At 62.2% G+C, this 11,659-nt stretch carries 9 protein-coding genes; 6 read left to right on the top strand and 3 right to left on the bottom strand.

Going from position 1 to position 11,659, the window contains the following annotated elements; all coding sequences use genetic code 11:
• Positions 1–98 precede the first annotated feature (98 nt).
• Positions 99–833 carry a 1-acylglycerol-3-phosphate O-acyltransferase gene (locus tag SSARUM2_RS20925; protein ID WP_033636057.1) on the top strand — a complete coding sequence of 245 codons (735 nt, stop codon included), beginning with the start codon at positions 99–101 and terminating at the stop codon, positions 831–833.
• A 132-nt stretch (positions 834–965) separates the two neighbouring features.
• Positions 966–2,381 carry a cell division protein FtsP gene (gene ftsP / locus SSARUM2_RS20920; RefSeq protein WP_039569305.1) on the top strand — a complete coding sequence of 472 codons (1,416 nt, stop codon included), beginning with the start codon at positions 966–968 and terminating at the stop codon, positions 2,379–2,381.
• A 17-nt stretch (positions 2,382–2,398) separates the two neighbouring features.
• Here ftsP and SSARUM2_RS20915 read toward each other — a convergent pair whose 3' ends face one another.
• Positions 2,399–3,310 (bottom strand): LysR family transcriptional regulator, encoded by a 912-nt coding sequence (locus SSARUM2_RS20915; protein WP_060453181.1) that lies wholly within the window; start codon positions 3,308–3,310, stop codon positions 2,399–2,401.
• 137 nt (positions 3,311–3,447) lie between these two features.
• Here SSARUM2_RS20915 and xapA point away from each other — a divergent pair, with 137 nt between their 5' ends.
• Both xapA and SSARUM2_RS20905 read left to right on the top strand, forming a co-directional pair.
• The gene (gene xapA, locus SSARUM2_RS20910; protein WP_041036721.1) at positions 3,448–4,269 is read left to right on the top strand and encodes a xanthosine phosphorylase; all 822 of its coding nucleotides are present in this window, start codon (positions 3,448–3,450) and stop codon (positions 4,267–4,269) included.
• Between the two features lie 80 nt (positions 4,270–4,349).
• Positions 4,350–5,600 carry a nucleoside permease gene (locus SSARUM2_RS20905; RefSeq protein WP_060453189.1) on the top strand — a complete coding sequence of 417 codons (1,251 nt, stop codon included), beginning with the start codon at positions 4,350–4,352 and terminating at the stop codon, positions 5,598–5,600.
• A 34-nt stretch (positions 5,601–5,634) separates the two neighbouring features.
• On the opposite strand, the gene SSARUM2_RS20900 is transcribed toward SSARUM2_RS20905, so the two are convergent.
• Positions 5,635–6,567: a PfkB family carbohydrate kinase gene (locus SSARUM2_RS20900; RefSeq protein ID WP_049196192.1), complete on the bottom strand. Its 933-nt coding sequence runs from the start codon at positions 6,565–6,567 to the stop codon at positions 5,635–5,637.
• Entirely contained in the window at positions 6,564–7,961 is a 1,398-nt protein-coding gene (locus SSARUM2_RS20895; protein WP_025304294.1) for a cytosine permease, read from the bottom strand. The genes SSARUM2_RS20900 and SSARUM2_RS20895 overlap by 4 nt, the downstream gene beginning before the upstream one ends.
• Before the next feature lie 658 nt (positions 7,962–8,619).
• Here SSARUM2_RS20895 and SSARUM2_RS20890 point away from each other — a divergent pair.
• Positions 8,620–9,354, top strand: coding sequence for a GntR family transcriptional regulator (locus tag SSARUM2_RS20890; RefSeq protein ID WP_060428769.1), 735 nt, complete (start codon positions 8,620–8,622; stop codon positions 9,352–9,354).
• 80 nt (positions 9,355–9,434) lie between these two features.
• The gene (locus SSARUM2_RS20885) at positions 9,435–11,603 is read left to right on the top strand and encodes a YgiQ family radical SAM protein (protein ID WP_060453180.1); all 2,169 of its coding nucleotides are present in this window, start codon (positions 9,435–9,437) and stop codon (positions 11,601–11,603) included.
• Positions 11,604–11,659 lie beyond the last annotated feature (56 nt).

The raw sequence follows: 11,659 nt of genomic DNA, 5'->3' as shown, positions 1-11,659 counted from the left end.
GGCGACATCGGCGTGCTTATCGCCTGGCCGGCAAATAATGAGTAAAGGAATCTGCGCAGCGAAGTAAACTGCGTTGGCAGTGTGCTAATGAGGTTGTTATGTTATTGATTTTGCGTGCCGTTCTCGCCACTCTTTTCTGTATTCTGGTGTGTATTTTCGGTTCTGTTTATTGCTTGTTCAGCCCGCGCAATCCCCGCCATGTGGCGACCTTCGGCCACCTTTTCGGCCGCCTGTCGACGCTGTTCGGCATCAAGGTTGAAACCCGCGTGCCGGCCGATGCGGCCAACAACGGCAACTGCATCTATATCGCCAACCACCAAAATAACTACGACATGGTGACGGCCGCCAATATCGTGCAGCCGCGCACCGTGACCGTCGGTAAAAAAAGTCTGGTGTGGATCCCGTTTTTCGGCCCGCTGTATTGGCTGACCGGTAATCTGCTGATAGATCGTGATAATCGCGCCAAGGCGCACGGCACCATCGCCCAGGTGGCGGAGCAGTTCAAAAAGAAAGACATTTCGATCTGGATGTTCCCGGAAGGGACCCGCAGCCGCGGTCGCGGGCTGATGCCGTTTAAAACCGGCGCGTTCCACGCGGCCATCGCCGCCGGCGTGCCGATTGTGCCGATCTGCGTATCGACCACCAGCGGTAATATAAATCTTAATCGCTGGAATAACGGCCACGTGATCGTCGAGATGTTGGCGCCGGTGGATACCAGCAAATACGGCAAAGAAAACGTGCGCGAGCTGGCGGCGCATTGCCGCGAGCTGATGGAGGCGAAAATCGCCCAATTGGACGCCGAAGTCGCCCAGCGCAACGCCGCCAAAAAATAAGAGTCTACCGGCTTCAAAGAATACGTTTTTAATTGGCGTTCAGCGCCGTTAACGCCTGAGCGCCTGCTAATCTTGATTGGCGGGCGTTTGGGTTTTGCACACGGTTTAGTTATTGCTTTTCATGGAGAAAATATGTCACTCAGTCGACGTCAGTTTATACAGGCATCGGGCCTGGCGCTGTGCGCGAGCGCCGTGCCGCTGAGGGCAGAGGCGAGCGGAACGCAGACCCCATTACCCATCCCCCCGCTGCTGGAGTCTCGCCGCGGTCAGCCGCTGTTCCTGACCCTGCAGCGCGCCCACTGGGCGTTTATGGATAACCGCAAGGCGGCGGTGTGGGGCATCAACGGCATGTATTTGGGGCCGACGGTGCGGGTTTACAGCGGTGACGACGTCAAACTGATCTACAGCAACCGCCTGCAGGAGCCGGTGGCGATGACCGTCAGCGGTCTGCAGGTGCCGGGCACGCTGATGGGCGGCGCGCCGCGCATGATGTCGCCCAACGTCGACTGGTCGCCGGTGCTGCCCATCCGTCAGGCGGCGGCCACCTGCTGGTACCACGCCAATACGCCGAACCGCATGGCGCCGCACGTTTACAACGGGCTGGCCGGGCTGTGGCTGGTGGAGGATGCCGTCAGCAAAGCGCTGCCGCTGCCCAACCACTACGGCGTCGACGATTTCCCACTGATCATTCAGGACAAGCGCTTCGATAACTTCGGCACGCCGCAATACGATGCGCCGTCGCAGGGCGGTTTCGTCGGCGATACGCTGTTGGTCAACGGCGTGCAAAATCCGTATGTCGAGGTGTCGCGCGGCTGGGTGCGTTTGCGCCTGCTCAACGCCTCCAACGCGCGCCGCTATACCCTGCAGCTCAGCGACGGGCGCCCATTCAACGTGATCGCCAGCGATCAGGGCTTCCTGCCCGCGCCGGTCGCGGTGCAGCAGCTGTCGCTGGCGCCGGGCGAACGCCGGGAAGTGCTAATCGACATGTCGAAGGGCGAGGAGGTGACCATCACCGCCGGTGAAGCGGCGGGCATCATGGATCGCCTGCGCGGCCTGTTCGAGCCGTCGAGCATTCTGGTGTCCACCCAGGTGCTGACGCTGCGCCCGACCGGCCTGCTGCCGCTGGTGACCGACAACCTGCCGATGCGCCTGCTGGCGGATCAGCTGTTGGACGGCAGCGCCAGCCGCACCCGCGATTTCCGCCTGGGCGACGGCGGCGTCGGCATCAACGGCGCGATTTGGGACATGAACCGCATCGACGTGCAGGCGCAGCAAGGCACCTGGGAACGCTGGAACATTCATGCGGATACGCCGCAGTCGTTCCATATTCAGGGCGTGCAGTTCCTGATCAAACGCGTCAACGGCGCGCAGCCGATGGCGGAAGATCGCGGCTGGAAGGACACCGTCTGGGTCGATGGCGACGTCGAGCTGCTGGTGTATTTCAATCAACCTACCTCCGAACACTTCCCGTTCCTGTATTACAGCCAGACGCTGGAGATGGCCGATCGCGGCACCGCCGGCCAGCTGATGGTGCAGCCGACGATGTAATCTGCGCTGCGGGCCGCTTACGGCGCCCGCAGCATCTCCAGAAAGGCCTCTACGACCGGCGTGACGCTGTCGGCGCGGTAAACCGCGTACAGATCCGCCGGCGGCGCCTGCTGCAGCGAGCAAAAGCGGACGCCGGGCCACGGGATGCGGCCGTAGCTGTCCGGCAGCAGCGTAATGCCGCAGCCCTCCGCCACCAGCGCCAGCAGGGTTTGCGGTTCGTTGACCTGATAAGCGACGTCCGGCAAAAATCCCTGCTGCAGGCACAGATTGTGCAGATACAGCCCCAGGCTGGCCTCGTGCGGCGGCAGCACGATGAAACTGTCGTTCTGCAGCGCCGCCAACGGGATGCTTTCCTGCTGCGCCAGCGGATGATCGAGCGGCAGCACCACGGCGATGCTCTCGCTCGCCAAGCGTTGGCAGGTCAACCCCGGCAGCGTCTGCTGCTGCGCCTCTCGCCAGACCCCGATATCGATATGCCGCTTTTGCAGCGCGGCGATTTGCTGGCTGGGCGTCAGCTCGTTCAACGACCAGGTGACGCCGGCGTTTTGCTCGCTGAACCGCCGCAGCGCCGCGATCAGGCCGCCCCAGGCCGAGGTGCCGACCATGCCGACCACCATGTGGCCGCCTTCGCCGCGCCCCATCTGTTGCACCTGATGCAGCGCGCTGTCGGCCTGATCCAGCAGCCGCTCGACGTTGCGCAGCAGCGTGCGGCCGGCCGGTGTCAGCGTCATGGAGCGGGTGGTGCGTTTGAACAGCACCACGCCGAGCTGGCTTTCCAGCTCCTTGATGTGCTTGCTGAGCGGCGGCTGTGACATATTCAGCCGCCGCGCCGCCTGGGTGAAGTTCATCTCTTCCGCCACTACGCGGAAATAGTGCAGCAGGCGGAAGTTAATCCGGCCGGGATCGGGCAGGGTATGGGGCTGATTCATCCGGGGTATCGCCTCCTTGTGACGCAGCTCAACTTATAGGTAAATGGAATAAATCGGCCGCTAAGAATGTATTGGTCTCGGCCGCGCCTCGCTCTCTACTATGGGGATTATTATCCCCCGCTGAAAGAGAGAATACGATGTTTAATCAAGAAGATGCTTTTACCTGCGCCGATGTCGTCCGCGCACGCCTGCCGGGTTTCCAGCCGAAAGCGGCCTTGATTCTCGGCTCTGGACTCGGCGCCCTGGCGGAGGTGATGACCGAAACCGTCACCATCGACTACGCGGAGCTGCCGGGCTTCCCGGTGAGCGGCGTCGCCGGCCATGCCGGGCAGCTGGTCGCCGGCAAGCTGGAAGGCGTGCCGGTATTGTGCATGAAAGGGCGCGGTCATTTCTATGAAGGGCGCGGCATGCAGGTGATGACCACCGCAGTGCGCACCTTCAAACTGCTGGGCTGTGAATTCCTGCTGGCGACCAACGCCGCCGGTTCGCTGCGCCGCTCGGTGGCGCCGGGCAGCCTGGTGGCCATCACCGATCACATCAATTTCATGCCGGAATCGCCGCTGGTCGGCGCCAACGACGAGCGCTTCGGGCCGCGCTTCTTCAGCCTGGCGAACGCCTACGATCGCGATCTGCGCGCCCGGCTGGCGGCGGTGGCCGAAAGCGCGGGCATTCCGCTGGCGGAAGGGGTGTTCGCCGCCTACACCGGGCCGAATTTCGAAACGCCAGCGGAGATCCGCATGATGCAGACCCTGGGCTGCGACGTGGTGGGCATGTCGATCGTGCCGGAAGTCCTGACGGCGCGCCACTGCGGCCTCAAGGTGCTGGTGGTGTCCGCGATGACCAACTACGCCGAAGGGCTGTCGGATACGCCGCTCTCCCATGAACAAACGCTCAGCTGCGCGGCGCTGGCGGCGGACGATTTCATGCGCCTGATCCGCGAGCTGTTCAAAACGCTGTAACACCGCAGGCAAACCGGCGGTGGGCTGCAGGGGCCCGCCGCACCAATCATCGTTGAAAGCATAATAACAAGGTGATGGCGATGGCGATAAAAGCACGATTGAAGGTCATGATTTTCCTGCAGTTCTTTATCTGGGGTGCCTGGTTGGTGACGCTGGGCTCCTACATGATCAACACGCTGCATTTCAGCGGCATGCAGGTGGGGATGGTTTACAGCGCCAAAGGCATCGCCGCGCTGATCATGCCGGGGCTGGCGGGCATCATCGCCGATCGGTGGATGAAGGCCAACTACCTGTATGCGCTTTGTCACCTGTTCGGGGCGCTGGCGCTATACTGCGCGGCGCAGGTCGAGCAACCGATGCTGATGTTCTGGGTGATGCTGTTCAACGCCATGGTCTATATGCCGACCATCGCGCTCTCCAACGCCATTTCCTATTTTTGTCTCGAAAAGCACGGCTTTGACACGGTGAAGGACTTTCCGCCGGTGCGGGTGTACGGCACGGTGGGGTTCATTCTGGCGATGTGGCTGGTCGGCTTCAGCCGAATCGAGCTCAGCAATCTGCAGCTGTATCTGGCTTCTGCGGCGTCGCTGCTGCTGTCCGCTTATTCACTGACGCTGCCGCGCTGCCCGACCAACCGCGCGGCCGAGTCGAAGAGCTGGGTGAGCGTGCTGGGGCTGGATGCGCTGGTGCTGTTCCGCCAGCGGCGCATGGCGCTGTTTTTCCTGTTCGCCATGTTGCTTGGCGCGGCGCTGCAGATAACCAATACCTTCGGCAACCCGTTCCTGCACGATCTGTCGCTCAACCCGCTGTATCAGGACAGCCTCAGCGTCCGGTATCCGGCGGTGCTGCTGTCGCTGTCGCAGATCTCCGAAGTATTCTTTATCCTCACCATTCCCTTCTTCCTGCGCCGTTACGGCATCAAGCAGGTGATGCTGATCAGCATGGCGGCCTGGACGCTGCGCTTCCTGTTCCTGGCCTATGGCACGCCGGTCGGCTTTGGTTTCGTTCTGCTGCTGCTGTCGATGATCGTCTACGGCTGTGCGTTCGACTTCTTCAATATCTCCGGCGCCATCTTCGTCGAGAAAGAGGCCGATCGCCGCATCCGCGCCAGCGCGCAGGGGCTGTTCATGACCATGGTGAACGGTTTGGGCGCCTATCTGGGTGCGCTTGCCAGCGGCGAGGTGGTGGACTTCTTCAGCCATGACGGCGTGAAAGACTGGCAGAGCATCTGGCTGGTGTTTGCGCTGTATACGCTGGTGCTGGGGATCGTGTTCGCGTTGAGCTTCAACTATCGCCACCCGCCGCAGGAGAGCGCGGCGGCGGCGCAGTAAGGCAGAAGGCGCCGCGTGACGGCGCCTTGAAACGTCAGGCCTGCGGGAAGCGCTGTTGCAACTGCTGCCGGTCCGGCGGATTGGCGGCGCCGAGGCTGGCCACCACGCAAGCGGCGACCCGGTTGGCCAGATCGACCGCCTGCGGCAGAGGCCAGCCGGCGGACAGGCCCGCCAGCAAACCGGCGCAGTGGGCATCGCCCGCGCCGATGGTGTCGACGACGTCTACCGGATAGGCGGGCACGTGCAGCGGCGGCGTGCGGCCGTCGCAGATCCACGCGCCGTCGCGATCCAGGCGGCAGACCAGCGTCAGGTTACGAGCGGCGGCATAGCGCTGCGCGGCCTCCACGGCGTCGCCTGCGCCGCACAGCGCGGTCACTTCGTCGCGGTTGAGTGTCAATAGGGTGTGGCTGTCGCTGAGCATGGCGAAGAAATCTTCGCTGAGCTGAGCGATGCGCGGGCCGGGATCGATCAGGCGCGGTTGGTCGAACGGCATACGCGTCAGCCACTCGCGCAGCGCCTCGCCGCTTTCGCCCGCCAGCTCGTAGCCGCTGGCGTAGATCAGGGTGTGCTCCGTCAGCGGCAGCGTCGCCAGCTGCGCTTTATTCCATTGGCTTTCGCAGCCAGAAACCGTGATGAAGGTGCGTTCGCCGTTCGGCTCCACCAGCGCCAGGCACCAGCCGTTGTCCATCTGGCCGTGGCGTAACAGCACCTCCAGCCCCAGCTCGCCCATGGCGGCTTCGACCGCCGCGCCCCATTCACCGTTGCCAACCGGCATGCCGTTAATCACCGGCGTTTCCAGGCGCACCAGCGCACGCGCCACGTTGAACGCGCAGCCGCCGATTTGCCGCGCCTGCGGCTGGGCTTCGATATCTTCGCCGCTGGTCGGCAGGCGCGGCAGCGTCATCACCAGATCGCCGACCGCGCCCCCAATCACCAGGACAGGTGTTACAGCTTCCCACTCACTCATTGATGTTCTCTGCGTTGGGTCAGGTACAGACCGTAAGCGATCAGACTCACCGCGAACGACACAAACAGCCCCAGGCTGGAATCGGCGAACAGGCCTTTGGCCAGCGGGCCGTCGATAAAACCGGTTTTGGTGACCAGCAGGCCGCACAGGGCGCCGAGGAACCAGCAGAACAGCGGGGCTTTGCGCACGCCGCGGTTCTGGCCATGCAGGCCGTACAAAGCGTTGCCATCATACCCGTGGCGGCGGCGCAGGCACAGGTAATCGAGCAGGAAAATCGCCTCCCAGGCCGCCAGGAAGACGCCGCAGAACACCAGGAAGGAGATGAACGGCCCCATGAAATCGCCGGAGATGAACAGCACATACAGGGCGATGCCCAACACCACCACCGCGTCGATCGACACCGCCAGCCACTGCTTGACCTGCACGCCGATGGTCAGCAGGTTAAGGCTGGCGGAATACAGGCTGAGCACCGCGATGGTGACGATGCCGGCGGTGGCGGCCAGCAGATAAGGAATGGCCATCCAGGCGGGCAGCACCGAGCCTATCAGTGCGATGGGGTTGGCGGCGCTGGCCAGATCGGGCAGCTGCACGGAAAGCAGGATGCCGGCCAGCATCAGCAGCATCAGCGGCAAACAGGCGCCGCCCATTACCGCGGCGAAAATGCTTTTGCTCGACGAGCTCGGGCTTTGATAGCGGCTGTAATCGGCGCCGGCGATCGCCCAACTGATGCCGGTACCGGCGGCAATCACCGATACCGCCGGCAGGAAGCCGGTCAACCAGCTGCCGGAAGGCAGCGCCAGCACCTGGCTCCACTCGGTGTTGAACAGGATATAGAGCACCACGATCAGCGTCATGGTGCCGAAGATGCGGCTGAACCAGCTTTGCATCCAGACCACGGTATTTTGCCCCAGCAGGCTGACGACGACAGTGAGCCCGCCGAACAGCAGCAGGCTGAGCGCGGTCAGCAGGTGGCTGCTACCCAACCCGAAGGCCTCGAACAGCGCCGCCAGCGTCAGGGTGCCGGTGATCACATTGACCGCTTCCCAGCCCATCAGGTTGATCCAACTGAACAGGGTGGGCGCCACGTTGCCCTTCAGGCCGAAAATCACCCGCGAGAGCGTCAGCGTAGAGGTGCGCCCGCGCTTGCCGGCGAAGCTGGTGAGGCCGACCAGCACGAAGCTGGCGACGCCGACCAGCGCGGCGAGTACCGATTGCAGGAAGGATAAGCCGAAGCCGACGATAATGGCGCCGTACACCACGCCGAGAATGCCGATATTGGCCGCCGACCAGATCCAAAACAGCTCGATGGGCTTGCCGGTCTGTTCCGCGTCCGGCACCCGATCGATACCGGTGCTTTCTACCTTCCATGCTTCATTGCGATTGATATCGGTCATAGCAAATGATCCCTGTAGCGCAGGGCCGCGAGGGCCGCCGCAGTTGACTGAAAATCGATTCCGTTGGCGCGGTTGACGCCGGCTATTCCGTTGTCGGTGAAGACGCCGATTCCGCGCAGTGTGTAGCGGCTGAGACCGCCAGGTCTATCAAAGTGAGGGCGGTATCCGCCTTATCGGGTGAGGCACGTCGGCCGCACGGCGCCAATGAGTGTAGTCAAAGAGTGGGTCTGCAGCGGGGTTTGGCGAAGCGGGAACGTTTCTATTTGCCGACATCGATCCGTTGCGCCCACCGCGAGGGGATCCTGTGATGTGGCTATGAGCAGTGAGCAAGCTATCCATTAGCTACGTTGCTTATTCTCGGCCGTTTGTGCTGACAGTATATCCCCGCTACCGGCCATCAAGGGTATCCTTTAGGGCTGGCAGCGGGTTTTTTATTGTTTTTAAAGTGGGTCCCTGGTGTTGGTGCGATTGATGTATCAACATCAATAAGCACAGATTACGCGCGATCTAGATCCAATGAAAGTCCATTAGGCAAAAATTGTGATGCCACTCTGAAAACATTAGCGATATTTTAGTTAAGGTGAGGGGCTTATCGCCGGATCGGCGATAGGATAAAAAACGAAATCCAGACAAATGGCATAGGTAAGAGGGCGGGCGAATGACGGATTTTATGGCCTGGCTGCGTGGCCATCTGGCGCAGGGGGCGGTAGCGCCGCGTTATATTCAGTTGGCATCGGCGATAGAAAACGCGATCAGGCAGCAGGTGCTGGCGGCAGAGGCGTTTTTGCCGCCCGAACGGCAGATGGCGGAAGGCCTGGCGCTGTCGCGCGTCACCGTCAGCAAGGCGATGAAACTGCTGGAGGAGAAGGGGCTGATTTTGCGACAGCAGGGCGTTGGCACCCGCGTGGCGATGCACATTGGCTATTCCCTCGATAAGGACAGCGGTTTCACCGCTCAGGCGCTGCGTCACGGCAGCAGCGTCAGCAATCGATGGCTGCTGCGCACCCGGGTCGGCGCGCCGGCCAAGGCCGCGGCGGCGCTGGGGCTGACGGAAGGGGATGAGGTGGTCAAACTGCGGCGTTTGCGCTTGCTGAACGGCAGCCCGGTCTCGCTGGAAACCACCTATATTCCGCCGCGCTTCCTGCCCGAACCGGGGCAGCTGGAACATTCGCTGTATGCGTTATGGCAATCGCGCGGCATCGTGCCCGAAGATAAGCACTTTCTGCTGAAGGCGGTATCCTGCAGCGACGAGGTCGCCGAGCTGCTCAACGTGCCGTGCGGCGCGCCGTTGTTGCACATCACCCAGACCAGCCGCAATGCCCAGGGTGAGGCGCTGGAGTTCAGCGATATCTTGTGCCGCAGCGACGTTTATGAATTCGAAGTGAACGGTTAGCGAAATAACCATGCTCTTTTTGCAGCTAGTGCGTATAATCGCCGCCCGGCGATTAATTAACCTGTAAAAAGAGCAGCAGAATGAGCACCACCAGCCTGATCCAACCCGATCGTGAACTGTTTTCCTATAAGCCTTACTGGGCGGAATGTTTTGGCACCGCGCCGTTTTTACCGATGTCGCGAGCAGAGATGGATCAACTGGGCTGGGACAGCTGCGATGTGATCATCATCAGCGGCGACGCCTATGTCGATCACCCGAGCTTCGGCATGGCGATCATCGGCCGCATGCTGGAAGCGCAGGGCTTCCGCGTCGGCATCATCGCGCAGCCGGACTGGAGCAACAAAGAAGACTTCATGCGGTTGGGGAAACCGAACCTGTTCTTCGGCATCACCGCCGGCAACATGGACTCGATGATCAACCGCTATACCGCCGATCGCAAACTGCGCCACGACGATGCCTACACCGCCGGCAACGTCGGCGGCAAGCGCCCGGATCGCGCCACCCTGGTCTACAGCCAGCGCTGTAAAGAAGCCTACAAAGACGTGCCGATCGTGCTGGGCGGCATCGAAGCCAGCCTGCGCCGCATCGCCCACTACGATTACTGGTCGGATACCGTGCGCCGCTCGGTGCTGGTGGATTCCAAGGCCGACATGCTGATCTACGGCAACGGTGAACGCCCGCTGGTGGAAGTGGCGCATCGCCTGGCCGCCGGTGAGAAGATTGGCGACATCCACGATATTCGCAATACCGCCGTAATGCGCAAAGAAGCGCTGCCGGGCTGGAGCGGCGTGGATTCCACCCGCCTCGACAAGCCGGGCCGCATCGAACCTATCCCGAACCCGTACGGCGACGATCTGCCGTGCGCCGACGGCGCCAAGCCGAAAGAGCCGGAAGCCAAGCCTGTCACCGTGCGCGCCGCCAAGCCGAAGCCGTGGGAGAAGACCTATGTGCTGCTGCCGTCCTTCGAGAAAGTGAAGGGCGACAAGGTGCTGTATGCGCACACCTCGCGCATTCTGCACCATGAAACCAACCCGGGCTGCGCCCGTGCGCTGATGCAGAAACACGGCGACCGCTACGTGTGGATCAACCCGCCGGCGATCCCGCTGACCACGCCGGAGATGGACAGCGTCTTCGCGCTGCCTTATCAGCGCGTGCCGCACCCGTCCTACGGACAGGATCGCATTCCGGCCTATGACATGATCCGTTTCTCGGTGAATATCATGCGCGGCTGCTACGGCGGCTGCTCGTTCTGTTCGATCACCGAGCATGAAGGGCGCATCATCCAGAGCCGTTCGGAAGATTCGATCGTTCGCGAAATCGAAGAGATCCGCGACAAGGTGCCGGGCTTCACCGGCGTGATCTCCGATCTCGGCGGCCCGACCGCCAACATGTATATGCTGCGCTGCACCAACCCGCGCGCCGAGCAGACCTGCCGCCGCGCCTCGTGCGTGTATCCGGAGATCTGCACCTATATGGACACCAACCACGAGCCGACCATCAAGCTGTATCGCCGCGCGCGTTCGCTGGAGGGCATCAAGAAGATCCTGATCGCCTCCGGGGTACGTTACGATCTGGCGGTGGAAGATCCGCGTTATATCAAGGAGCTGGCGACCCACCACGTCGGCGGCTACCTGAAGATCGCGCCGGAGCACACCGAAGAAGGGCCGCTGTCGAAGATGATGAAGCCGGGCATGGGCAGCTACGATCGCTTCAAGCAGCTGTTTGATCACTATTCGAAGCAGGCGGGCAAAGAGCAGTACCTGATCCCGTACTTCATCTCGTCGCACCCGGGCACCCGCGATGAAGACATGGTGAACCTGGCGCTGTGGCTGAAGAAGAACCGTTTCCGCCTCGATCAGGTGCAGAACTTCTATCCTTCGCCGATGGCCAACTCCACCACCATGTATTACAGCGGCAAAAACCCGCTGAGCAAGGTGAGGTACAAGAGCGAAGACGTGGTGGTGCCGCGCGGCGATCGCCAGCGCCGCCTGCACAAGGCGCTGCTGCGTTACCACGATCCGGCCAACTGGGCGCTGATCCGCGCCGCGCTGGAAGAGATGGGGCTGAAGCACCTGATCGGCAGCCGCCGCGAGTGTCTGGTGCCGGCGCCGAGCATCGACGAGCAGCGCGAAGCGAAACGCCTGCAGCGCCATACCCGGCCGGCGCTGACCAAACATACCGATATCAATCGGCAGCGCACGCCGTCCAACCGGCCGCCGCGCAAACCGATTCGCAAAGCCAAGCCGTAACGGCCACGCCGCGGGCGCAAACAAAAAGGAGAACCCTCGGGTTCTCCTTTTTACTT

Source organism: Serratia sp. K-E0102 (assembly GCF_029962625.1).
Taxonomy (GTDB): Bacteria; Pseudomonadota; Gammaproteobacteria; order Enterobacterales; family Enterobacteriaceae; genus Serratia; species Serratia sarumanii.
The sequence above is the reverse complement of the archived record's forward strand: the minus strand, read 5'-3'. Positions and strand labels throughout refer to the sequence as shown.

What these genes read in the sequence shown, in the direction of transcription:
- SSARUM2_RS20915 (WP_060453181.1), bottom strand. Translation starts at nt 3,310, where the DNA reads ATGAATCAGCCCCATACCCTGCCCGATCCCGGCCGGATTAACTTCCGC.
- SSARUM2_RS20905 (WP_060453189.1), top strand. Translation starts at nt 4,350, where the DNA reads ATGGCGATAAAAGCACGATTGAAGGTCATGATTTTCCTGCAGTTCTTT.
- ftsP (WP_039569305.1), top strand. Translation starts at nt 966, where the DNA reads ATGTCACTCAGTCGACGTCAGTTTATACAGGCATCGGGCCTGGCGCTG.
- xapA (WP_041036721.1), top strand. Translation starts at nt 3,448, where the DNA reads ATGTTTAATCAAGAAGATGCTTTTACCTGCGCCGATGTCGTCCGCGCA.
- SSARUM2_RS20885 (WP_060453180.1), top strand. Translation starts at nt 9,435, where the DNA reads ATGAGCACCACCAGCCTGATCCAACCCGATCGTGAACTGTTTTCCTAT.
- SSARUM2_RS20900 (WP_049196192.1), bottom strand. Translation starts at nt 6,567, where the DNA reads ATGAGTGAGTGGGAAGCTGTAACACCTGTCCTGGTGATTGGGGGCGCG.
- SSARUM2_RS20925 (WP_033636057.1), top strand. Translation starts at nt 99, where the DNA reads ATGTTATTGATTTTGCGTGCCGTTCTCGCCACTCTTTTCTGTATTCTG.
- SSARUM2_RS20895 (WP_025304294.1), bottom strand. Translation starts at nt 7,961, where the DNA reads ATGACCGATATCAATCGCAATGAAGCATGGAAGGTAGAAAGCACCGGT.
- SSARUM2_RS20890 (WP_060428769.1), top strand. Translation starts at nt 8,620, where the DNA reads ATGACGGATTTTATGGCCTGGCTGCGTGGCCATCTGGCGCAGGGGGCG.